General features: G+C 61.6%; 22 protein-coding genes. 6 read left to right on the plus strand and 16 right to left on the minus strand.

Annotated features, from left to right (window positions below; all coding sequences use genetic code 11):
* Nucleotides 1-8: 8 nt before the first annotated feature.
* Together FN060_RS06915 and speB are read right to left on the minus strand one after the other, a co-directional pair.
* Entirely contained in the window at nucleotides 9-1,097 is a 1,089-nt protein-coding gene (locus FN060_RS06915; RefSeq protein WP_183950005.1) for an ABC transporter substrate-binding protein, read from the minus strand.
* Nucleotides 1,098-1,168: 71 nt separating this feature from the next.
* Nucleotides 1,169-2,227 (minus strand): agmatinase, encoded by a 1,059-nt coding sequence (speB, locus tag FN060_RS06920; protein ID WP_142587443.1) that lies wholly within the window; start codon nucleotides 2,225-2,227, stop codon nucleotides 1,169-1,171.
* Between the two features lie 147 nt (nucleotides 2,228-2,374).
* On the opposite strand from speB, the gene FN060_RS06925 reads away from it, so the two are divergent.
* The 5 genes from FN060_RS06925 to FN060_RS06945 all read left to right on the plus strand — a co-directional run bounded on the left by FN060_RS06925 (nucleotide 2,375) and on the right by FN060_RS06945 (nucleotide 7,490).
* A complete protein-coding gene (locus tag FN060_RS06925; RefSeq protein WP_142587444.1) occupies nucleotides 2,375-3,325 on the plus strand; it encodes a LysR substrate-binding domain-containing protein in 951 nt (316 codons plus the stop codon).
* A gap of 209 nt (nucleotides 3,326-3,534) precedes the next feature.
* Nucleotides 3,535-4,944, plus strand: coding sequence for a circularly permuted type 2 ATP-grasp protein (locus FN060_RS06930; RefSeq protein WP_244665708.1), 1,410 nt, complete (start codon nucleotides 3,535-3,537; stop codon nucleotides 4,942-4,944).
* A 30-nt stretch (nucleotides 4,945-4,974) separates the two neighbouring features.
* The gene (locus FN060_RS06935; protein WP_142587445.1) at nucleotides 4,975-5,913 is read left to right on the plus strand and encodes an alpha-E domain-containing protein; all 939 of its coding nucleotides are present in this window, start codon (nucleotides 4,975-4,977) and stop codon (nucleotides 5,911-5,913) included.
* Nucleotides 5,914-5,921: 8 nt separating this feature from the next.
* Nucleotides 5,922-6,716, plus strand: a complete 795-nt coding sequence (locus FN060_RS06940; protein ID WP_142587446.1) for a transglutaminase family protein — start codon at nucleotides 5,922-5,924, stop codon at nucleotides 6,714-6,716.
* A 45-nt stretch (nucleotides 6,717-6,761) separates the two neighbouring features.
* The gene (locus FN060_RS06945; RefSeq protein ID WP_052639702.1) at nucleotides 6,762-7,490 is read left to right on the plus strand and encodes a proteasome-type protease; all 729 of its coding nucleotides are present in this window, start codon (nucleotides 6,762-6,764) and stop codon (nucleotides 7,488-7,490) included.
* Nucleotides 7,491-7,527: 37 nt separating this feature from the next.
* On the opposite strand, the gene FN060_RS06950 is transcribed toward FN060_RS06945, so the two are convergent.
* The 10 genes from FN060_RS06950 to FN060_RS06995 all read right to left on the minus strand — a co-directional run bounded on the left by FN060_RS06950 (nucleotide 7,528) and on the right by FN060_RS06995 (nucleotide 19,055).
* On the minus strand, nucleotides 7,528-8,331 hold the full coding sequence (locus FN060_RS06950; protein WP_142587447.1) for a crotonase/enoyl-CoA hydratase family protein: 804 nt from the start codon (nucleotides 8,329-8,331) through the stop codon (nucleotides 7,528-7,530).
* Nucleotides 8,328-9,185, minus strand: coding sequence for a hydroxymethylglutaryl-CoA lyase (locus FN060_RS06955; protein ID WP_142587448.1), 858 nt, complete (start codon nucleotides 9,183-9,185; stop codon nucleotides 8,328-8,330). The genes FN060_RS06950 and FN060_RS06955 overlap by 4 nt, the downstream gene beginning before the upstream one ends.
* Nucleotides 9,178-11,181 carry an acetyl-CoA carboxylase biotin carboxylase subunit gene (locus FN060_RS06960; RefSeq protein ID WP_142587449.1) on the minus strand — a complete coding sequence of 668 codons (2,004 nt, stop codon included), beginning with the start codon at nucleotides 11,179-11,181 and terminating at the stop codon, nucleotides 9,178-9,180. Before FN060_RS06960 ends, FN060_RS06955 begins: the two co-directional genes overlap by 8 nt.
* A 10-nt stretch (nucleotides 11,182-11,191) precedes the next feature.
* Nucleotides 11,192-12,799 (minus strand): carboxyl transferase domain-containing protein, encoded by a 1,608-nt coding sequence (locus tag FN060_RS06965; RefSeq protein WP_142587450.1) that lies wholly within the window; start codon nucleotides 12,797-12,799, stop codon nucleotides 11,192-11,194.
* A gap of 242 nt (nucleotides 12,800-13,041) precedes the next feature.
* Nucleotides 13,042-13,416, minus strand: coding sequence for a monovalent cation/H(+) antiporter subunit G (mnhG, locus tag FN060_RS06970; protein WP_183950007.1), 375 nt, complete (start codon nucleotides 13,414-13,416; stop codon nucleotides 13,042-13,044).
* Entirely contained in the window at nucleotides 13,413-13,694 is a 282-nt protein-coding gene (locus FN060_RS06975) for a K+/H+ antiporter subunit F (RefSeq protein ID WP_077548029.1), read from the minus strand. Before FN060_RS06975 ends, mnhG begins: the two co-directional genes overlap by 4 nt.
* The gene (locus tag FN060_RS06980; RefSeq protein ID WP_142587451.1) at nucleotides 13,691-14,167 is read right to left on the minus strand and encodes a Na+/H+ antiporter subunit E; all 477 of its coding nucleotides are present in this window, start codon (nucleotides 14,165-14,167) and stop codon (nucleotides 13,691-13,693) included. Before FN060_RS06980 ends, FN060_RS06975 begins: the two co-directional genes overlap by 4 nt.
* A 3-nt stretch (nucleotides 14,168-14,170) precedes the next feature.
* Entirely contained in the window at nucleotides 14,171-15,799 is a 1,629-nt protein-coding gene (locus FN060_RS06985; protein WP_142587452.1) for a monovalent cation/H+ antiporter subunit D, read from the minus strand.
* Nucleotides 15,796-16,134, minus strand: a complete 339-nt coding sequence (locus tag FN060_RS06990; protein WP_077548035.1) for a Na+/H+ antiporter subunit C — start codon at nucleotides 16,132-16,134, stop codon at nucleotides 15,796-15,798. The genes FN060_RS06985 and FN060_RS06990 overlap by 4 nt, the downstream gene beginning before the upstream one ends.
* Entirely contained in the window at nucleotides 16,134-19,055 is a 2,922-nt protein-coding gene (locus FN060_RS06995; protein WP_425312163.1) for a monovalent cation/H+ antiporter subunit A, read from the minus strand. Before FN060_RS06995 ends, FN060_RS06990 begins: the two co-directional genes overlap by 1 nt.
* Before the next feature lie 76 nt (nucleotides 19,056-19,131).
* On the opposite strand from FN060_RS06995, the gene FN060_RS23075 reads away from it, so the two are divergent.
* Complete coding sequence (locus FN060_RS23075) at nucleotides 19,132-19,431, plus strand: helix-turn-helix transcriptional regulator (protein ID WP_142587453.1); 300 nt, start codon at nucleotides 19,132-19,134, stop codon at nucleotides 19,429-19,431.
* A 64-nt stretch (nucleotides 19,432-19,495) separates the two neighbouring features.
* On the opposite strand, the gene FN060_RS07000 is transcribed toward FN060_RS23075, so the two are convergent.
* Genes FN060_RS07000 through dsbD form a run of 4 tightly spaced genes read right to left on the minus strand, consistent with a single transcriptional unit; the run spans nucleotide 19,496 to nucleotide 23,457 of the window.
* Nucleotides 19,496-20,107, minus strand: a complete 612-nt coding sequence (locus FN060_RS07000; protein WP_142588413.1) for a DsbA family protein — start codon at nucleotides 20,105-20,107, stop codon at nucleotides 19,496-19,498.
* Between the two features lies 1 nt (nucleotide 20,108).
* Entirely contained in the window at nucleotides 20,109-20,804 is a 696-nt protein-coding gene (locus FN060_RS07005; protein ID WP_244665710.1) for a L,D-transpeptidase, read from the minus strand.
* Entirely contained in the window at nucleotides 20,801-21,616 is an 816-nt protein-coding gene (locus FN060_RS07010; RefSeq protein ID WP_142587454.1) for a TlpA disulfide reductase family protein, read from the minus strand. The genes FN060_RS07005 and FN060_RS07010 overlap by 4 nt, the downstream gene beginning before the upstream one ends.
* Complete coding sequence (gene dsbD, locus FN060_RS07015; RefSeq protein ID WP_244665712.1) at nucleotides 21,613-23,457, minus strand: protein-disulfide reductase DsbD; 1,845 nt, start codon at nucleotides 23,455-23,457, stop codon at nucleotides 21,613-21,615. The genes FN060_RS07010 and dsbD overlap by 4 nt, the downstream gene beginning before the upstream one ends.
* Nucleotides 23,458-23,540 lie beyond the last annotated feature (83 nt).

The following is a 23,540-nucleotide window of genomic DNA, read 5'->3' on the forward strand; positions in this document are numbered from 1 at the left end:
TCGCAGGATCAGCCTGCAATCATCTCCGTCCACTTCTGGTTCAGGAAGTCGGACTTCTGCTGGTACATCTCGTAGCGCGGGATGATCGGATCGATGTCGGACGATACCGCATCAAATTCCTCGGCGGTCAGGTCGAGGAGATCGCGCTTGACCGTCGGCGACGTGCCGACCTTCCGCGACAGCGTCGCCTGGATAGCGGGCTGGCACATGTAGTCGATGAACACGTGTGCCTCTTCGACCTTCTCGGAGGCCCGCGAGAGAGCCCAGCTTCCCGAATCGAGGATACCGCCCTCCTTCGGGAAGGTCGACCGCACGGGATGGCCGTCTGCAGCAGCAAGTCCTGTCACGTCGTGGTAGTACTGGCCCATCGGGATTTCGCCCGATTTCAGGGACTGCTCGAACTGCGCCTCGTCGCGATACCACAGCCGTACATTCGGCTTCACCTCTACCAGCTTCTCGAAGGCCTGGAGGATCCCTTCCTCGGTTGCGAGGATATCGGTGCCGCCGAGATGCGTCTTCGCCGTCACCTCGAGCAGGAAGGAATTGGAGACGAGCGCGAGCAGGCCGAGCTTGTCGGCGTTTGCCGGATCCCACAGGGCAGCCCAGGAAGTGGGCGCTTCGGGATAGACGTCGGTATTGGTCACGAGCGTGATATACCAGGACACGGCACCGATGCTGGCGACGCGACCATCAGGGTACTTGTTGATGAAGGTGTCGATCAGGCCGGAAGCGTTCTCGATCTTCGCCATGTCGAGCGGAGCCCAGAGCTCGGTCGATTGCCCCTTCAGCAGCGCCACCTGCGACATCATCGAGACGTCCGCCGGCGCCTGGCCAGCGCGCGCCGCCTGCTCCAGCTGCACCAGCCAGGCCTCGCCCGTCGGCTCGGCAATGGATTCTATCGCAATGCCGGTAGCCTTGGTGAACTCCGGAAAAATGTTCTTGTCGAACGAGTCCTTGAAGTAGCCCCCGTAGACGCCGACCTTCAGGGAACGGTCCTGAGCGCGCAGGATGGACGGCATTGCCAGCATCGACGCACCTGCCAGGCCGGCGCCAAGTACCGCGCGGCGGGTCGGCTGCATGTTGAAGATCTTACCCATGTCTTTCTCCTTTGTTTGCCGGCAGGTTCTGTGCCTGCGCAGCCAGTTCCCACTCTTGTCTTCAGTCTACGTCAGGGCTTGCCCGTCACGGAAGGGCTGAACACCATCAGGCTGAGAATTTCAAACAGCATCTGCGCGCCGGCCTGGGCCGTGTTGCTGGTCGGATCATACTGCGGCGCGACCTCCACCACGTCGCCCCCGACAAGGTTCAGCCCCTTCAGGCCGCGAATGAGTTCCAGGACTTCACGCGTCGTCAGGCCGCCGATCTCGGGGGTACCGGTTCCCGGAGCAAACCCCGGATCGAGGCTGTCGATATCGAAGGACAGATAGGTCGGGCCGTCGCCGACCACGGCTCTTGCCTTCTCGATGATCGCCGCAATCCCCAGGACGGAGACCTCCTCCGCATGAATGACCGTCATGCCGGATGCGTAGGAAAACTCCCAGATATATTCCGCTGCACCACGAATGCCGATCTGGATCGTCCGAGTAGGATCCAGCATCCCGTCCAGCACCGCGTTTCTAAACGGGCCCGCATGATGGAACTTGCTGTGGTCGAAGGGGCCGCTCGTGTCGCAATGAGCGTCGATATGGATCATTCCCACCGGCGCGCGTCGACCCACCGCCTTCAGGATGGACTGGCTGATGGAGTGATCGCCGCCAACCGCAAGCGGCACCACGCCTGCGTCGACGATCTGGGTGAAGCGCTTCTCGATGTCCTGGTGGCACATTTCGAGGTCGTAGCGGCTGCGCAGCGGCACGTCGCCAATATCTGCAACGCGAAGATCGAAGACCGGCGCCGTCTTCAGCACGTGATTATATGGGCCAATCCGCTCGATCGCCCGCAAGGCGCGCGGCCCGAAACGCGATCCGGGCCGGTTCGTTACGCCCAGATCCATCGGCACGCCGGTGATGGCAACCTGCAGATCACCGAATTCGGGATTTTCCGCATCCACCTGCATGAATGGAGCAGAAAGAAAGGTCGGGACGCCGGCATATGGGGCGATCCTGCTCCCGCTCTTCGAGAAGATCTTTTGCGCGACCCTGCGGAAGTCGGGGTCATAGAGATCGCCCCCGTGCCCGCTGCCGTATTTCTCGCGCAGTTCCTTCAGCTTTTCGTCGTTCAGGGCCATAGATCCGACCGCTCCCCATGTGCCTATTTTTGGTTCCAGCGAACGTGTCGCCTCTGTTTTCATCATTATCGGCAAAGAGTAGCTGGAAATGCAATTGACAATGTTCTAGCAGAAGATGTGAGAAAAATTCACACACAGGAGACAAAGATGAACGGCCGTCTGCCGCCGCTCAACCCGCTTCGCGCCTTCGAGGCAACGGCGCGCCTCGGCTCGGTATCGGCTGCCGCCCGGGAACTGCGGGTGACCCATGGCGCAGTGAGCCATCAGCTGAAAGCGCTGGAGGAGTCGCTGGACACCGCTCTCTTCGAACGCGGCGGGAAGCGCATGAAGCTCACGGCCGCCGGCGCCCTCCTGTTGCCGGCCGTCACCCAGGCCTTCAGCGGGATTGCCGCGGCAACTGCCCAGATGCAGCGGCCGGCGACGAGAGGAAGCCTCTCCATCACCTGCGTCCCGGCTCTCCTGTCGTTCTGGATCGTCCCACGGCTGTCTTCGTTTACGGACCAGTATCCCGACCTGACCCTGAAGCTTGCGGCATCCAATGACCCCCGCGACCTCCATTCATCGGATGTGGATGTCTGCGTCCTATACGGCGACGGCAATTGGCCGGATGCCTGGACACGGCTCTGGAGCAATCTGCAGCTCTTTCCCGTGGCCAGCCCCACCCTGCTCAACAGCCGGCCGCTGCGGTCGATGAGAGACCTGGAAGACCATGTTCTTCTGCATGGAGATACCGACGGCCGGGAATGGAACACGTGGCTGGCTGCGGCCGACGGTGCGGACATTCCCCGACGCCGACAGCATTTCATGGGCGATGCACGCTTCTCCACTGAGGCAGCGCTCCAGGGACAGGGTGTCGCGCTGGGCGATACGATAACCGCGGCAAAACTCATCGCAGAAGGCGAACTCCTGGTCCCCTTCGATCTCAGCGTGCCCGCGAACGACGCATTCTATGTTGCCTGCCGCCACGAAATGCGCGCCGCCCCCATCGTCCGCGTCTTCATCGATTGGCTTTTTGCGTCGCTCGAAGCAGACCGGCTGCCGGAGCCGTCCACCCTCGGTCGAACTCTGCTGCGGAGCAAGGCGGGAGGTAGGACTTAAGCGGGTGGCTATCATATTAGCCATTCGCCGATGGCATTTGAGAAGCCGCCGTCGCGGGCGAGTCTGGCGGACCGACACCTGCCTCTCCCTTGATCACGTCGCGCACATAACCGAGGCAGCCCGCCCATTACTTCATCAAGAAATAAAGATCAGAAATTCTACTTGCAAATATCGATCAGGTCGCGACAAATACTCCCAGGGGGTACTTCGTGGATACATTCGACGAGATGCGTCTGGGCAACCAGATCAGGCCACCTTACAACGCCTATGCCAGTTGGTTCGAGCGACAGGATTCCGAACGACTGAGGATAAAGTCAGAGGATGCCGAGAAAGTCTTCCGACGCACTGGCATCACCTTTGCCGTTTATGGTGATCCCGAAGCCGCGGAAAGGCTGATCCCATTCGACATCGTGCCACGTATCCTGTCCGGCAAGGAGTGGCGGCATCTGGTGCAAGGCATTGAGCAGAGGGTTCGCGCGCTCAACGCATTCCTGTACGACATCTACCACCGGCAAGAAATACTGAAAGCCGGCCGCATCCCGACCGATCTGATCGCCAGGAACAAGGCCTTCGTGCCGGAAATGATTGGCGTGCGACCGCCGGGCGGCGTCTACACCCACATCATCGGGGTGGACATCGTCCGTACCGGCGAAGACGAATTCTACGTGCTCGAGGACAATGCGCGCACCCCTTCGGGCGTCTCCTACATGCTGGAAAATCGGGAGACGATGATGCAGCTCTTTCCCGAGCTGTTCCAGAAAATCAGGGTGTTGCCCGTGGAAAACTACCCGCAGCTCCTGCGGGATTCACTTGCCGCCGCCAGGCCCGACGGGTGCAAGGGCAGCCCGACGCTTGCGGTGCTGACACCCGGCAGCTTCAATTCTGCCTATTTCGAGCATGCCTTCCTGGCCGACCAGATGGGCGTCGAACTCGTGGAGGGGCAGGATCTGCGTGTGGTCGACGGCCGCGTCGCCATGCGGACCACCCAGGGATACAAGACGATCGACGTGCTCTACCGTCGGCTCGATGATGACTACCTGGACCCGCTGACGTTCAAGCCGGATTCGATCCTCGGCGTTCCCGGCATCATGGATGTCTTCCGTGCCGGCAACGTGGCGATCGCCAATGCCCCCGGCACCAGCATTGCAGACGACAAGGCAATTTATTCCTACATGCCTGAAATCGTCGAGTTCTATACCGGCCGCAAGGCCATTCTTCGCAACGTCCCGACATGGCGCTGTGCGGACCCCGAGAGCCTCTCCTACGTCCTCGACAATCTCGAGGAACTCGTGGTCAAGGAGGTGCATGGATCGGGCGGCTACGGAATGCTGGTCGGCCCCGCCGCCTCGAAGGAGGAGCGAGAGGTCTTTGCCGCCAAGTTGAGAGCCTTCCCGTCCAATTACATCGCCCAGCCAACATTGGCCCTGTCGACCTGTCCTGTGCTGACTGAAAGGGGATTGGCACCGCGCCACGTCGACCTGCGGCCCTTCGTGCTGGTGTCGGACCAGATCAAGATCGTGCCTGGCGGGCTCACCCGAGTGGCCCTCAAGGAGGGGTCGCTCGTGGTCAACTCTTCTCAGGGAGGAGGAACCAAGGACACATGGGTGCTTGATGACTAGCTTTCGCAAGACGATGCGACGGGGCTGACCATGCTGCTGGGGCGCACCGCAAATGGTCTCTACTGGATGAGCCGCTATATAGAGCGGGCCGAGAACATGGCCCGCCTGATCGACACCGGCCTCAGGCTCGCCTTGACGCAGACCTCTGCCGCCGCCGATGAATGGATGTCGGTGATGCGCAGCGCAGGCGTAAGCCAGGCATTCGATGAGAGCGTCGGATCTTATGACGCCGATGCGGTCATCGACTTCCTGTTGCGCGACCCGAGAAATCCCTCCAGCGTCATGACCTGCATGGAAAACGCCCGGCAGAACGGACGAATGGTACGCACCGCACTTACCCGCGAGGTCTGGGAGAGTGTCAATGAAGCGTGGATGGCGCTTCGTCGCCTGCTGAGGCATCCGGTCGACGAGCGTGAACTGCCGCAGGTACTGGAGATCATCAAGCGCGAAACGGCGCTTATCCGGGGGTCGTTTCAAGGCACGATGCTGCGCAATGACATCTTCGACTTTGCTAGGCTTGGAACGATGATCGAAAGGGCTGACAACACGGCCCGCATCCTTGATGTGAAATACTACGTCCTGCTTCCCTCGGTCCATTGGGTCGGGACGTCACTGGACAATCACCAATGGCACGCGATCCTGCGGTCCGTCTCCGCACAGCGTTCCTTCCGCTGGAGCTACGGCGACTACACGGCTGCGAATATCGCCGACTATCTGATTTTGAACCGTCGACTGCCGCGATCGCTGGCATACTGCTATCTCGGCATCAACGACGCGCTTGGCTTTCTCGCGGACGAGTACGACGTGCGGCATCCTTGCCATGATATTGCACAGGCGCAGTCGAAGAAGCTGCGGGGGCTTTCGATCGCGGATATCTTCGAGACTGGGCTCCACGAGTTCCTGTCAGACTTCATCAGGGCCAATGCGAGACTGGGCGACCAAATCATGACCGATTACCGCTTTCACTGAGGCCCGCCATGCTGCTCAGGATCGCCCACAGCACCGAGTACCACTACGACGCGCCGCTGACCTATTCGCTTCAGCGCCTTCGGTTGGTGCCGCGATCCTCTGCGCTGCAGACCGTGATCGACTGGAATATTTCCATCGACGGCGCCAAGGTAGAGGTCACCTACGACGATTCTTTCGGCAACACGACTTGGCTCCTGAGTGTCGACGGAGAACCACACCGGATCGCGATCCATGCCTCGGGCACCGTAGAGACGATCGACAATCACGGCATACTTGGCGTTCATCGTGGACTGGCGCCGCTTTGGTTGTTCAGGCAACCGACGGCCCTCTCCCGGCCGGGGCCAGCAACGGAGGCGGTCGTGGCTCTTGTCCCGGCCGCTAGCGATCTTGAGCGGCTTCACGAACTGATGCGACTGGTGGGGGAGCGGGTTGCTTATACGATCGGAGCTACTGACGCGGTGACCACGGCCGAAGAAGCACTCGCCAAGGGTCAGGGCGTCTGCCAGGACCATTCCCACGTCTTCATTGCAGCAGCGAGGCTCCTTGGATTCCCTGCTCGGTATGTCAGCGGCTACCTGAACCTCGACGCGATCGACGCACAGACGGCCACCCATGCATGGGCTGAGGCGCATGTGGAAGGCCTGGGCTGGATCGGGTTTGACTGCTCCAACGGCATATCGCCGGATGAGCGGTATGTTCGCATCGCCTGTGGCCGCGACTATCGGGATGCAATGCCGGTGATGGGGATCAGACTGGGCGAGGCTGAAGAACATCTTGCGGTTCGGCTCACGGTCGAGCAGTAATCGTCCCAAAGGCGAGTCACTCTCGCCGCCAGGAAGGCCAGCCTGATGACATATTGCGTGGGACTAAAGATAGGCAGCGGACTTGTTTTCATGTCCGATACCCGCACCAATGCGGGTGTCGACAATATCTCGACCTTCCGAAAGATGAAGGTCTGGGAGCGACCGGACGAACGCGTCATCGTGCTGCTATCGGCGGGCAACCTCGCTACCACCCAGGCAGTTGCAAGCCTCCTCGACGAACGTAGCAAGGCGCCGGAAGAACGCACTCCTTCCATTCTTGCCACGCCGTCCATGTTCCAGACAGCCCGCCTCGTTGGCGATACGCTGAAAGAGGTGATCCGCCAGGCTGCAACCGGTGGCCAAAGCGCCGACGCATTCGGCGCAAGCTTCATTCTCGGCGGCCAGATCCGCGGCGGTGAGCCGCGCCTCTTTCTCATCTATCCGGAAGGCAATTTCATAGAAGCCGGGCCCGACACTCCGTTCTTCCAGATCGGCGAGACGAAATACGGCAAGCCTATCCTCATTCGCGCTCATGAGATGGACCTGAGCTTTGAGGAAACGGCCAAACTGCTTCTTGTCTCCTTCGATTCGACGGTGAAATCCAACCTTTCCGTCGGCCTGCCCCTCGACCTTCTCTGCTACCCCGCCGACAGCTTCAAGGTCGGGCATCAGAAACGCATCGAACAGGATGATCCTTGCTTTCGGGCAATTTCCGATGGATGGTCGCAAGCCCTCAGATCAGCCTTCAAAAGCCTACCGGACTTCGAGTTCTAGGCACATCTGCCGGCAGCGCAGCCGGGAAAGGGCGCGGCTACGAAACGTCGTGTCCACCCGGAGCCCACGGAGCCGCCTTCTTCTCCAGGAACGCCATGATGCCTGCGCGCGCCTCCGGCCCTTCCCAGGCGTCGGCCAGGCGCCGTATGGTATCGTCGATCACCGTTTCGTCGATGCGAGGCCCGAGGCTGCGCACAAGTTTCTTGGCGGCCGCCACCGCACCGGGAGCAACGAGCAGATAGGGCTGGATTTCGGCTTCGACGGCATCATCAAGCTCGACGTCCGGCACGACGCGGGCCACGATGCCGAGTACCGCGGCTTCATCAGCGTCGAAAAGCCGGGCCGACATGAAGACGCGACGCGCATTTCCCTCACCCATCCGCGCCACGACATAGGGACCTATGGTGGCCGGGATCAGCCCAAGCCGCGTCTCCGTCAGTCCGAACCGCGTGGCAGTTTCCGCGATCGCCACGTCGCAGACGCAGGTCAGGCCCACGCCGCCCCCGAACGCCCCACCATGGATGCGGCCGATCAGCGGCTTCGGCAAGGTGTTCAGCGCGTTCAGCATGAGTGCTAGCTTGCGCGCCTCCCGTATGCGGGTTGCCCGGTCCGCCTCGATCTGCGCCTTCATCCAGGTCAAGTCACCGCCCGCGCAGAAGACTTCACCGGCGCCGGAAAGGACAACGGCACGGACGGCTCGATCGGCACCCAAGGTACCAGCCGTCCGCGTCAGATCCTCGATCATCTGCGCCGACAAAATGTTGCGCTTGTCGGGCCGGTTGAGGGCGACATAGGCGACGCCTCGGTCGTCAACCCGCACGTCCAGCGTTTTGTAACTCATCCCACTGTCCTCAACTTGCGCGCAAACGCTGATGCCTCGGCCAGGCGTTTGCGATCGATACCGGTGCCGAACCCCAGCGACTCCACCAGTTCAACCACCGCCTCGGTGGCAACATTACCCTTGGCACCCGGGGCGTAGGGGCATCCGCCGAGCCCGCCCGCCGAGGCATCGAAGGTGCGAAGCCCGCGATCAAGACTGATGCGGATATTGTCGAGCGCTCGTCCTCCGGTGTCATGATAGTGCCCCGCCAGCCGATTGGCGGGGACAGAAGTCAGAACCGTATCGAGCATGCGAGCGACCGTATCCGGCGTTCCCGCCCCGATCGTATCCCCGAGACTGATTTCATGGCAGCCCATTGCGAGCAGCTTCGCCGCGACCTTCGCCACCTTCTGCGGATCGATCGGACCGTCGAAAGGGCAATCCGTAACGCAGGATACGTAACCGCGGAGCGGTATCGCTGCCGCGCGTGCAGCTTCAGCCACGGGGCCGAAGCGCTCGAGGCTCTCTGCAACCGAACAGTTGATGTTGGCACGGCTGAAGCCCTCGGAAGCCGAGGCGAAGATCGCAACCTCGTCGACACCGGCCGCCTGCGCCGCCTCGAAGCCGCAAAGGTTGGGCGTCAAGGCTGCATAGGAGACGCCCTTTCTGCGTTCGATGCTCGCCATAACATCGGCCGCATCCGCCATCTGCGGCACCCATTTCGGACTGACAAAGCTTGTCACCTCGATCCGGGTGAAGCCGCATGCGCTCAACAGGTTCACGAGCCGGACCTTGTCGGCCGTCGCGATCATTGCCCGCTCGTTCTGCAGCCCGTCCCGCGGCGCCACCTCAAAGATGGTCACGTGTTCACTCACCCTGCGGCTCCAGCGCCAGCAGCAACGTCCCGTTCGTGACCTGGTCGCCCTCTGCCGCCAGAACTTCCGAGACTACTCCGTCGCGCGGTGCAAACAGGGTATGTTCCATCTTCATCGCCTCAAGGACAAGCAGCGCCTCGCCTTTGGTGACGGATGCACCCGGCCTTCCGTAAACTGCCCTGACAAGTCCGGGCATGGGTGCGGTGATCGTGTCACCTGCGGCCTGCTCCTCATCCACATCCGAAAGTGCATCAGCCAGGCCGAACGAGAAACTGCGCCCGCTGACAAACACTGAGACGCGATCGGTTTCACGCACGATATCGGCATTGAACTGGTGGCCATCCGTCTCCACCCGGACAGCGGGGCCGCCGAGAACCATCACGTTCAACATCACGGTCTCCCCCATGACCGAGACAGTGAACCGCCCCTGGCCAAGGTTCGTTACCTGCGCCTCGATGCACCTGTCGCCGCTTTCCAGATGCACGAACTGCCGCGCAGCCGACCAGTGTCGCCAGCCTACGAGACTATCCCATGGATCGGAACCTTCCTCTGCACGCAGCAGGTTCAGGCCACCGAGTGCCGCCAGTGCCAGAACCTGGAGTGATGGCTCCGAGACAGGCATCAGTTCCGACAGGTCGCGCGCGATGAGGCCGGTGTCGACCTCGCCCCGGCGGAATCCTTCGTGTCGCGAGAGCACCGCAAGGAACTCGACATTCGTGACCGAGCCGACAATCCGGCACTCCTCCAGCGCAGATGAAAGCATGTTCAGCGCTGCCGAGCGCGTGGGTCCATGAACAATGACCTTGGCGATCATTGGGTCATACCATGGGCTGATTTCATCCCCTTGCCGCACCCCGGCGTCGATGCGAACGGGACCCGCTTCGAATGCGGTTGCAGACGAGAAATGCAGGTGCTCGAGCCGGCCGGTCGCGGGAAGGAAGCCTTTGGGCACATCTTCGGCATAGACCCGCGCTTCGAAGGCCCAGCCATCGATCGCCAGATCGTCCTGCCTTACCGGCAGCGGCTCACCCGCAGCGATCCGGAGCTGCAGCTCGACGAAATCAAACCCTGTAATGGCTTCGGAGACGGGATGCTCCACCTGAAGCCTTGTGTTCATCTCCATGAACCAGAAGCCGTCTTCCCGCAGCGGGCCGGATCCGTCGACGATGAACTCCACCGTACCCGCGCCCGTATAGCCGATCGCTCTAGCGGCCTCGACTGCGGCCTTGCCCATCGCCTCGCGAACGGCTGCAGGCATGCCCGGCGCCGGGGCCTCCTCGATAACCTTCTGGTGGCGGCGCTGGAGCGAACAGTCTCGTTCGAAGAGATGGATGACATTGCCGTGGCCATCACCAAAGACCTGGATCTCGATATGGCGGGGATGCGTGATGTATTTCTCGATCAGACAGGTCGGGTCGCCAAAACTGGCCTGCCCTTCCCGCCGTGCGCCTGCCAGGGCGTCCATGAAGTCGGCGGGCTTCTCGACAAGGCGCATGCCCTTGCCGCCGCCCCCGGCGCGCGCCTTGATCAACACCGGATAGCCGATCTTGCCCGCCTCCGCTGCAAGAAAGTCTGGGTCCGGACGTTCACCGTGATAACCGGGAACAACCGGAACGCCGGCTTCCGCCATCAGAGCCTTGGCCGCATCCTTCAGGCCCATGGCGCGGATCGCCGAGGCCGGAGGACCGATGAAAACGAGACCTGCCGCCTCGACTGCCTCGACGAAATCGGGGTTCTCCGACAGGAAGCCGTAGCCGGGATGGATGGCCTGCGCCCCGGTATGAAGCGCCGCCTCGATGATCTTCTGGCCCTGGAGATAGCTTTCGGCAACCGCCGCCGGACCGATGCGCACGGCCTCGTCGGCCATCGCCACATGCTTCGCCCGCACGTCGGCATCGGAGTAGATGGCAACGGTCTTTATTCCCATGCGGGCAGCGGTTGTGATGACACGGCAAGCGATCTCGCCCCGGTTTGCGATCAGGATCTTCTGAAACATTGCCCTGCCCTCACATCCGGAACACGCCGAAGCGTGTGTCTTCGATGGGTGCGTTCAGAGCCGCCGACAGCGACAGCGCGAGAACCTCCCGTGTCTTCCGCGGATCCACGATGCCATCGTCCCAGAGCCTTGCCGAGGCATAGAGCGGATGCGACTGTCGCTCGAACATCTCGATTGTCGGCCGCTTGAATTCGGTCTCCTCCTCCGCCGACCAGGTCTTCCCCGATCGCTCCAGCGCTTCGCGCCTCACCGTCGCCAGAACACCCGCCGCCTGCTCGCCGCCCATCACTGAAATGCGCGAGTTAGGCCACGTCCACAGGAAGCGCGGGCTGTAGGCGCGGCCGCACATGCCGTAGTTGCCGGCTCCGAACGAGCCGCCGACCAGCATGGTGATCTTTGGGACCTTGGTGGTCGCGACGGCGGTAACAAGCTTGGCGCCGTCCTTCGCAATCCCGCCCGCCTCGTAACTGCGGCCGACCATGAACCCGGTAATGTTCTGCAGGAACACCAGCGGGATCTTCCGTTGCGAGCAAAGCTCGACGAAATGCGCGCCTTTCAGGGCACTCTCGGAAAACAGTACGCCGTTATTGGCGATGATCCCCACCGGCATTCCCATGACATGCGCAAATCCGCAGACCAGAGTGGGGCCGTAGCGGGCCTTGAACTCGTCGAAGCGCGAGCCGTCCACCACGCGGGCAATCACCTCTCGGATGTCGTAGGGCGTGCGGAGGTCGGCGGGAACGATACCAAGTATCTCCTCCGGGTCATATAGAGGAGCCTCCACCGGTGCGAGATCCAGTTGCCGGGGCTTTGTCAGGTTGAGGTTGGCGACTGCCCGCCGCGCCAGAGCGAGTGCATGGGCATCGTCCCGGGCAAGATAGTCCGCCACGCCCGACAGCCGGGTATGCACGTCGCCGCCGCCGAGATCCTCCGCCGATACGACCTCTCCCGTTGCAGCCTTGACCAGCGGCGGGCCCGCCAGGAAGATCGTGCCCTGCTCGCGGACGATGATGGTCACGTCCGACATAGCCGGCACATAGGCGCCACCTGCCGTACAGGATCCCATCACAACCGCGATCTGCGCGATGCCCTTGGCCGACATGTTGGCCTGATTGAAGAAGATGCGGCCGAAATGGTCGCGATCCGGGAAAACCTCGTCCTGCTGGGGCAGGTTCGCTCCGCCTGAATCAACGAGGTATACGCAGGGCAGGCAGTTCGCCTCGGCGATCTCCTGGGCGCGAAGGTGTTTCTTGACGGTCATCGGATAATAGGTGCCGCCTTTGACGGTAGCATCGTTGCAGACGATCATGACCTCGCGGCCAGACACGCGACCGACGCCGGCCACCACCCCGGCCGACGGCGACGCGCCGTCGTAGAGATCGTGGGCGGCGAACATGCCGATCTCGAGGAAAGGTGATCCGGGATCGAGAAGCCTGGCGACGCGATCCCGCGGCAGGATCTTGCCGCGTGCCACGTGACGCTCCCGCGACTGCTGACCGCCGCCGTCAACGGCACGCGCCGCAGCCTGATGGATCGTTTCCATCGCGGCCTGGTGGGCCCTGACATTCGCGGCGAACGTCTCGGAGCGGGTAGTGAGTGACGAAGTCAGTACTGCCATTGCGGGCGCGGCTCCCCTCGCTGGTGAAGACATGCGCACGGGAAACGGCGCGGTCTCACGGCGAACTTATTCGCCGCCTCGATTACAGTCCACAATGATGGCCGGCATGATTGCCCCGACTGAGCCTTGCACGAAGGCGTTATCTGAGAAACGAACTCAGAAGAAGTCGGTGTCAGAGGCTCGGACAGTACCGGCTACATCTCGCAATTCCCCTACCGCGCTCCTTGCAGCAGGAACCGCAGTCATACGTCCTCCGCGCCGTTCTCGATCGACGCCTTGCTGGGAACTTCAGGATTATTCTCGAACCGATCCCGATGCAGGGCTGCCCTTGCCAGGAGCATGAAAGTGACCGGAGTGGTAACGGTGATGAAGAGCCCGACCAGCAGCTCGTGAGCAACAAGCCGCCCTCCGGCGAGGCTGAAGAACAGGATCGAGGCGGTCATGATGCCGCCCGTGCCCCAGCTCGTCGACAAGGTCGGGGGATGAAGCCGTTCATAGAAGTTTGGAAGCCTCAGGAAGCCGATTGCTCCGATAAGAGCCAGGCCGGCGCCGAGCAGCAGGAAGAAGGCGACCAGCATGGCCGCCCAAATCGGGATGTCGGCTGCCGAGTAGATCATTCGATCACCTCCCCGCGCATCAGGAATTTTGCGAGCGCGACCGTGGCGACGAAACCCAGAAGCCCGATAACCAGAGACGCCTCGAAATAGACCGTCTTCCCCGTTCCGATGCCGAAGGCAGCCAGTAGCAGCATGGCATTCACGTAGAGCGCATCGAGGCCAATGATCCGGTCTTGAGCACGCGGGCCGAAAAACATCCGGACCGAGGCAATCGCCATGGCGATCATCAACATGATCTGCGCCAGGCTGACGGCCGTGAAGATGATTATCGCGCTCATGAGAAGATCTCCATCAACAGCTTTTCATAGCGGTTTTTCAACAGATCGCGCCACTCGTCCTCGCTGGCCAGGTCGAATACGTGGACCAGAACCGAACGCTGATGGGAATCATATTCCAGCCAAGCTGATCCTGGTGTGCTGGTCACGATCACGGCGAGGATGGCAAGGGCGGTCGGATCATCCAGATCGAGCGGCAGATCTATGAACGCTGAATGTCGACCGCTGCCGCGCCCGCGCAGGATCACCCACGCGACCGCCAGATTGGACCGGACGATGTCGATCATCACAACCATCAGCAGCTTCGGGATCAGATACCACTTGCGCAGGCGTGGCTTGCTGGGACGCAAGGAAACCATGGTCCATGAAGCCACGACTGCCACGATGGTGCCGAGCACGAGATGGCCCAACGTAAACCCGTTGAGGAGCAGCCACATGACGAGAAGCGCGAGTGTCAGGAGCGGATACGGGAACATGATCTAGTCCCCGCTCGCTTGAGGCTGCAGATCGCGCCAGGAGGGCAGCGCCTTTTCCTCCATGACGCCATTCAGGTAGCTGCCACCCTTGCCCGTGGAGCGGACGGCAGCCTCCATGTAGGATAGCGCCGGACCGGCCTGGATGGTCAGTGCAGCAAGCAGTGCCAACAAGGCCAGTACGGGAGCAACTTCGACGACCAGCACCCGTGGCACTGCGACGTCGAGGGAGCTCCAGAAGGTTCGAATTCCCGCACGCGTCAGCGCAATGAGGGTCGCCAACCCGGCAATGATGATCAAGGCGGCGAGGGCGAGCGCCGGCCCTGTGGGCGGAACGCCGATCGATCCGGTGCCTATGATCGCCGAGAGAATGCCGAACTTGGCAATGAAGCCCGAAAGGGGCGGCAGGCCCGCAAGCAGGATAGTGCAGCCCGCGAAGCAGACCCCGAGCATCGCAAGCGTTGCCGGCATCGTGACCCCATCCAGTTCTTCCGGGACATCGTCATCTGCATCGCCATAGGCCTCCATGGTGACGGCAAGCACGGATGCTCCTGCCCCCTGGCATCGCTCGACCAGTTCCACAAGCAGGAAGAAGGCACCCAGAGTGAGGGTGGAGCTGACCAGATAAAGAAGGGCGCCTGACGTGGCTGCCGCATCGTTGAGGCCTATGACGGCCAGCAAGGTGCCGGAGGACACGAGGATCGAATAGGCACCAATCCGTGCCAGTGCCTGGGAAGCGAGCACCCCTATGATTCCGAAGGCAAGCGTCACCATTCCACCGTACAGGAGAAGGGCTGACCCGAAACCGGCAGAGGGACCCTCGGCGAACAACAGCATGGTCAGCCGCAAAATGATGTAGATCCCGACCTTGCTGAGCAAGGCAAAGATGGCGGCGACTGGTGCCGCGGCAACGCTGTAGGCACTGGGCAACCAGAAGCAGAGAGGCCACATGCCTGCCTTGATCAGAAAGGCAACGCCGAGCACTGCGGCTCCGGCTTCCATCAACATCCTTCGGTCCGGCTCGATCGCGGGAATGCGGGCGGCCAGATCGGCGATGTTGAGCGTACCGGCGGTACCGTAGATCAGGCTTACGCCGATCAGGAACAGCAGCGCCGCCGCCAGATTGACGGCGATGTAATGAAGCCCCGCCTTGACCCGCAACGGTCCTGACCCGTGCAGCAACAGACCGTACGAGGCCGCCAGCATGACTTCGAAAAATACGAAGAGGTTGAACAGGTCACCCGTCAGAAAGGCGCCGTTCAGGCCCATCAACAGAAACTGGAAGAGACTATGGAAATGAGCACCCGCCGAGTGCCAGCGGGCCATCGAAAAGACAAGGACAGGAACGGATAGAACCGCCGACAGCGCCACCATGAATGCGGAGAGGCGGTCGACCACGAGCACGATCCCGAAAGGTGACGCCCAGTTGGCGACGAGATAGACTCCGCTCGCACCGTAGTCGGCTGCCGCGATGCCGACCAGCAGCAGCGATACCAGCAACAGCAGCAGACAACTGACGAGGCCGACCATCGACTTCAGGACGCGCTGGCGGTCCGCGATGAACAGCATGAGTGCGCCTGATACCAGGGGTATGAGGATGGGCGCCACGATGAGATGCTTTGACCAGTCCATCATCGGGAATCGCTCCGACCATCGACGTGGTCACTGCCGGTCAGCCCCCTGGCGGCCAGAAGGACGACCAGAAAGAGCGCGGTCGTCGCGAAACCGATGACGATCGCCGTCAAGACCAGCGCCTGCGGAACCGGATCGCTGATGCTGGCCACAGAGGCTCCGTCGATGAGAAGCGGCGGCTCGTCCGACTTGACGCCGCCGACTCCGAAGATGAACAGGTTGACCGCGTAGGAAAGCAGGGAGAGACCGATGATCACCTGGTAGGTGCGCGGCCGAAGGATCAGCCAGACGCCGCAGCCGGTCATGACGCCGATGGCAATCGAAAGCACAACTTCCATCAGACGACATCCTCCGCCTTCTTCTCCAGCGCATTCAGCCGGTTGATGCGGATCGACTGGTGCGCAAGGGCCACGAGGATGAGAACTGTCGAACCGATCACCAGCAGAAAGACGCCGAGATCGAAGAGCATGGCGGTCGCGGCGGGAACCTTGCCGATCAGTGGCAGGTCCAGATATCGGGAATGGGAGGTCAGGAAGGGATACCCCAGAAGCCACGCCCCGATGCCCGTCGCAGTCGCGGTTAGCAGGCCTGTTCCCATCCATCGCAGCGGTAGGATGCGGATACGTTCTTCCGCCCAACGCGTCCCTCCCGCGAGATACTGGAGGAGGAAAGCGATCGACATGGTGAGTCCTGCGGAGAAGCCGCCTCCCGGCAAGTCGTGCCCGCGAATGAAGAGATAGATTGCGAATGTGATCACGACAGGAAACAGCCACTGCATGATGACGGAGGGTACGGCGAGATAATCTCGGGCCGTATCCCCGACGGTTCGGTTGGGCTGTTGCTGGTCAAAGGCTGTCTGGACTCGCTGCTGTTCCGGGGGCGCCATACTGTCTGCTGCCGGACGGAAGCGGCGCAAGAGCGCGTAGACGGTCAACGCGACAATTCCCAGAACGGTGATCTCGCCCAGCGTATCAAACCCGCGGAAATCGACGAGGATCACATTGACGATGTTGCGCCCGCCGCCTTGGCTATAGGCATTGCTGATGAAGTAATTGGCGATCGCGTCGGGTACGCTCATGGTCATCACTGCGTAAGCGATGAACGCCATTCCCACGCCACAGGCCATGGCGAGGATGAGGTCGCGGAAGCGTCTGAACCTGGCCCGGAAGGTCAGTTCATCCTTCAGTTCCTCAGTCCTCTTCGGCAGCCATCGAAGCCCGAGCAGGATCAGAACCGTCGTGACGATCTCGACCAGCAACTGGGTGATCGCCAGATCCGGGGCCGAGAGCCAGACAAAGGTCAGGCAGACGATCAGGCCAACACCGCCCAGCATGACCAGCGCGGCCAGGCGGTGATATTTAGCAAGATACGCGGTACCGACCGCCAGGCAGGCACCGATGACCCACAGGCCCGAGAAGGCGATATCGATGCGGGACGGCTCGATCATCCGCGACTGGAATCCGAGCAGGTACAAGGGCGTCAAGGCGGCCATGAAGCCGACAAAGGTGACCCAACGCAGCTGCGGCTGCAGAGCGCGTGTCCCGAGACGGGCCTCGAGCTCCCTTGCCCAGCGCCATGACACCGTCACGAGGACACGTTCGAAAATGCGCTGCCCCCTGAGGTGCCGGAACCATGGAGGGCCCTCATCGCAGCGTGCAAAGTAATGGCGAAACCCGAAATAGATTCCGGTCCCCGCAACAAGTGCGAGAGCACTCATCAGGAGCGGCGTATTGAAGCCATGCCAGACAGACAGGCTGTACTCCGGCGTCGCTTGACCAAGAACGCTGACGGCAGCTTCCCGTAGAAAGGGACCGATCGTGAGGTTCGGTACGATACCGACGACAAGACAGGCAAAGACGAGAAACTCAATGGGGAATCGCATCCAATGCGGTGGCTCATGCGGCTGCCCCTTTGGAAGATCGAGGGCCGGGGGGCCAAAGAAAACGGCGTGGATCAGACGCAGTGAATAGGCAACGCTGAACGCACTGGCGGTGACGGCCAGATAAGGCAGAGCGGTATCGAGCCACGAATCGGCATGTGTCTCCACCGATTCCGCAAAGAACATCTCCTTCGACAGGAAGCCGTTCAGGAGAGGCACGCCAGCCATGGCAGCACTGGCGACCATCGCCAGCCGACCGGTTATCGGCAGGTATCTCAGCAGTCCGCTGAGCTGGCGCATGTCGCGGGTGCCAGTTTCGTGGTCGATGATGCCGGCAGCCATGAACAGCGACGCCTTGAACGTCGCGTGGTTGACCATGTGGAAGATGGCGGCAACGGTTGCGACCGGACTGTCAAGACTGAGGAGCGTGGTGATCAGGCCAAGGTGGCTGATCGTCGAATAGGCCAGCAGCGCTTTCAGGTCCTGCTGGAACATGGCGAAATAGGCACCAAGAACAAGCGTACTGATCCCGGCAAGGCCGAGCAGCAGGAACCATTCATAGGTCCCCGACAGGGCGGGCGAGAGGCGCACCAGGAGAAAGACACCTGCCTTCACCATCGTCGCAGAATGGAGGTAGGCCGATACCGGCGTGGGCGCGGCCATGGCGGCTGGAAGCCAGAAATGGAATGGAAACTGCGCGCTCTTGGTAAAGGCACCGACCAGGATCAGGATCAGGCTCGCCAGGTAAAGCGGGTGTGCGCGGATCTGGTCGCCAGCTGCCAATATAGCATCGAGTTCATAGCTCCCGACGATAGAGCCGAGCATCAACAGGCCTACCAACAGACAGAAGCCGCCCGTCGCCGTGATGGTCAGTGCCATGCGAGCGCCATCACGCGCAGCGGCATTGTGATGCCAGTAGCTGATCAGGAAGAAGGATGAGAGACTTGTCAGCTCCCAGAAGATCGACAGGAGGATGACATTGCCGGAGATTACGATGCCAAGCATCGAACCCATAAACGCCAGCAGGAATGAGAAGAAGCGCGGGATCGGGTCCTGCTCCGACATGTAGTAGCGGGCATAGAGCACCACGAGCACGCCAATGATGGTAACGAGTGCAGCAAAAAGCCATGCGAATCCGTCCATCCGCAGGGAGAAGCTGAGCCCTAGTTGCGGCAGCCAATCAACCTCGAAGCGAACAATTCCACCTTTGGCTATGGCGGGATAGAGCGCCGCGATGGCCGCTATGACAATGCCGCAGACCGCTGCCGCGATCGATGCGGGAAGTAGTCGTGAATGCGTGCGTAGCGCCAGCGCAACGACCACGCTTCCCGCGAAGGGAAGGAAAACCACCAGAAGGAGAAGATGCTGCTGTGTGATTATCCCAATGCCGTATTTCCTTCCGGGCCTTCGCAAATCGCCCTAAATGACGTATATCGCCACAGATGGGGGTGCCGCAATGGGTCAAGCCACAAAAGAGCCAGCCATCACACCGGCAATGTGTCGCGCCGCTCGAGGCTGGCTCAACTGGACGCAACAGCAGCTTTCAGACCGTTCCTCCATATCTCGCAGCACGATCCGCGATTTTGAGGGTGGCCGTCACGGTCTCCACCGTTCAACGGCCGCCCAGTTGAGGCGCACGTTTGAAGACGCCGGGGTGCTATTCACCTCCGTCGAAGGATTTGGGATTGGTTTATGCGGACCGGCAACAGCGTCAGCCGAACGCGCAGACGAAGGCCTTCACAAGAAACACCAGTGAGGACGAGGCTTCATCTCGTCCTCCGCTCGTGTGGCAGTGTGCAGGGTGACACCCGATCCTCAGCTCAAGCCGCTCGGGCTTCGGCAATCGCTTCCTTCAGCCCCGTCTCGTCCAGAACGCCGGCAAAGGTCGTCCGGCCGATGACGAAGGAGGGCGTGCCTGCGAAGTTGAAGGCCAGTGCCTGATTGTAGTTGCGATCGAGCAGGCCCGAGATCTTGGCGCTGTGTTCGTTCACGGCGGCTGCAATCTCTTTCATGGTAAGGCCGGCGCCCGTCAGGGTCTTTTCGACGACTTCTTCGTTCAGTTTTCCGGTCGTCTTCATCAGCGCTTCCATGGCTGGTTCGTACTTGCCGATCTGCGCGGCTCCAAGAACGGCCTGGGCAGCAAAGACCGATGCGCCTCCGAACACGGGCCAGTCCTTCAGCACGAGTCGGACATTGCCGTCATCGCGAACGACCTTCTCGAGCATGGGATGGATCTTCTTGCAGTAGGGGCACTGGTAGTCGAAGAACTCGACCACCGTAACGTCGCCCTTGGAATTGCCAAGGACCGGCGCGTCGGGATCGTGAAAGACCGTCTTCTCGGTGATTTCCTGGCTGAAGGCCAGGCGCGGAGGCATGGCACCGAAAGCAGCGGCGCCAGCGGTGACGGCAAGCAGGTTCCTGCGGGTAATCATCTCATATTTCTCCTTTTCCTGATTCTTCGGGTCCAAGCACGACCACCTTCGATCCTTTCGGGACACGGCGGTGCAGGTCGATGATGTCGTGGTTCAGCAGCCGGATGCAGCCGGACGAGACGGATTTGCCGATACTCCAGGGCTCATTGGTCCCGTGGATTCGATAGAGCGTGTCCTTGCCGCCCTGGTAGAGGTACAGGGCACGCGCTCCCAGAGGGTTCTTGATGCCCCCCTCCAGGCCCGATGCCAAAGGGCCGTAGCGTTCCGGATCGCGCTTGATCATGTTCTGGGTGGGCACCCAGCCCGGCCACTGCGCCTTCCGCGAGATATCAGCCTCTCCCTCGAACTCCATGCCAGCCTTGGCGACGCCGACGCCGTAACGCATTGCCTTGCCACCCTCCATGACGAGGTAGAGAAACCGGGAATAGGGGTCGACTACGATCGTGCCCGCCGGATAACCGGTCTTGTAGTCAACCACCTGCCGGACGTTCTTCGGATCCATCTTGGAGACGTCGACCCCAGGAATTGTCTCGTCCCCATCCTGGATCGGCGCGTACATGCTCGCCAGTGACGGATCCACTTTTGGTCCTTCGACCTTTGGTGGCTCCGGGGCGGTCTGCGCGCAGGCAGACAGGCCCATGACAAAAAGCGAGGCGGTCAACGGTCGCCACAGAGCGGCCGCTCGGGAAGGTGTCATTCGGATATTCCTTCTTCAGATTTGAGTTCCTGGATCTTCTGCGCGAGAACCTCGCGGGAGATCTCACCCAGGTGGGAGCCGGCAAGCGTGCCATCGGCTGCTAGAAAGAGTGTCGCGGGCAGGCCGACGGCCGAATAGTGGCGGCTGAGCAGAAGCTGCGGATCGAGCACCGCCCGCGGCAGGTTGAGGTTCGCGCTCCGGAGGTAGTCAGCGATCTTTGCCGCAGGCTCTCCCTGGTTTGCGAAGACAAAGTCGACGTCGGCCGTACTGGCAGCAAGTTCCGCCATCATCGGCAGTTCGCGGCGACAAGGCGGGCACCACGTCGCCCACAGGTTCAGAACTGCTGGACGACCGTTGGTACCAATCCTGGTTTCGGCACCAGTGAGAGAATGGAAGACGGATGTGACAGGCGGAACCTGGGTGCCGGAATAGGTCAATGCCAAGGTCGCCGCTGTGGCAACACTCCCCGCCACCACGCTTGCCATCGCCCACCCGGCGAGCGTTCGGCTCCTCAGGAACAGCACGACCAGCATCAGGGCCACGCCTGCGGCGCCTGCGCTCCAGGAGAAGCCACCCTGCCATACCGCAAGGATCCGCCAGGGCTCCGAGGCGAAGGTTTCAACATGCTGCAGAACATGCCCCAGGCGCGCCGCTGCCAGTCCGACCAGCGCCGTCCAAGACGACCAGCGGCCGAGCCTGTCATCAACCCTATGGGCAAGAACGGACGCCACGACGAGAAACACGACCATGCCTGCGATGGCAGCGAAGCGCTCCGTGTCGAACACGAAGGGACCGAAGGACACCGCATTCATCGAAGCGCACCCTTGACGGCTGACGCGGAAGCCGCGACGGTCTGCGCGGTAATCTCGCCCACGAGCCGGCTGCCGGCGATCTCGTTATTGCTGCCGTCGAGGAACAGCATTGTCGGCGGCCCGACGACCTGCAGTTCCTTCATCAGCGACTGGTTGGCCTCGTTGATCTCGCTGAGATCGACTGAGATCAGGCGGACGCCATCCAGCGCATTTGCCACTGTCGGGTCCGGAAAAACGGACCGCTCGATCACCCGGCAGGTGACGCACCAGTCAGCTGTGAAGTAGACAAGCGAAGGAGAGCCAGTGGCATCGGCCTCCAGGAGCGAGGACAGTTCCACTGCCGAGGAAACGGCCTGGAACGAGTCCTTGTCGACCGCTTTCGTTGCTGTCGCGTCTCCGGAGCGTGCGGCAGCGATGGTCGCGAGAGGTTTTAGCGGATCGGTTGCGCCAGAGAGGCCGCCAATCCCCAGCATGACGCCGTAGAGCGCGGCCAGCATTCCCGCGGCCTTGGCCAGCCGCGCACTGCCACCCGCCTCGGGCTTGATTTGATCGAAGGCGCCGACGAAGACGGCAAAGGTGATCGCCAAAACCGACCACAGCAGAAGGCCGGCGCCGGCAGGCAGCAGACGATCCACAAGCCATACGGCAGTTGCAAGAAAGAGGAAGCCGAAGACCTGGCGGACACGTTCCATCCATTGTCCTGCGCGCGGAAGCAGGCCCGACCCGAAGGTGCCCATCAGGATCAGCGGAATGCCCTTGCCGACGCCGAGAGCAAACAGGGCTGTCGCGCCGAGGACGACGTCTCCGGTCTGCGCAATGTAGAGAAGAGCGCCGGCGAGCGGAGCCGTGACGCAAGGCCCGATCACTAGAGCGGATGAAAACCCGAGTGCTGCCGAAGACGCCAGTGAGCCTCCCGGCCCACGGCGCCGTGCAATCCGGTTCGTGAGGAAAGACGGCAGTTGCAGTTCGAAGAGCCCAAAGCTCGATAATGCCAGAGCAACAAAGATGGCGGCGACGACGAAGGTCGCAGTGGTCGACTGCAGGGCGATCTGGAAGCTCTGGCCCCACCATGCGGCGACGACACCGAAGAGACTGAATGCCGCCGCAAGAGCAAGGACGTAGGTCAGTGACAGCGCGAAACCGCGTCCGGCAGTGAGACTCTCGCCCTCCCTCGACAGGTTCGCGGCCAGGATTGGGTACATGGGAAAGACGCATGGCGTGAAGGCCAGCAACATGCCTAGACCCAGAAAGCCGGCAATCAGGAAGAGCACACCCCCGCGGTTCAGGAGAGAGCCGACTACTCCGTCGGTAGACTGGTCCGAGATACGGATGCCGGGACTGTCGGCGGGTTCCGGCGCGGCCTTGGACACCAGAGGAAAGGCTGCCTGCGATTGAGGCGCAGCTTGAGGTTCAGGCGTCCCTGAATTCCATATGGACGCAAGTCCCTCCGTGTCGATATCGACGGTTTTAGGAGGATAGCAGAGCCCGCCGTCCTGGCAGCCCTGGTAGGTGACCTTCAAGGACCCAGCGATCGGCGCCGAAATCGTTGCCGTGGTCGAATTGTAATAGACTTCGGTGCTTCCGTAACCGGGATCATCCTTGATGACACCGGGCGGAGTTGTCAGCTCGACGGGCTTGCCGTCCGCCCCCGTTGCGCCCAGATATTCGCGATAAAGATAATAGCCATCCTCAAGCTGCCATCTTATTGCGATGTGAGGGCCATCGCGGCGGGCCTCCATTCGGAAAGCCTGGTCCATAGGGAGCGGCGGCTCGACGGCAAAGGCTATCGCCGACGCAGCCAAGGTTACGATGAGACATGAGACCGACAGGAAGAAACGCAAAGCTCGCTCCGTTGCTCTGAGGTTGGAGCGGCGGTCTCTCCTCCCAACCTTAAGGCAGCCTTAAGGTGACGGGTGGAGGGAGG

Source organism: Pseudorhizobium halotolerans (assembly GCF_902153235.2).
GTDB classification, from domain to species: Bacteria; Pseudomonadota; Alphaproteobacteria; order Rhizobiales; family Rhizobiaceae; genus Neorhizobium; species Neorhizobium flavum.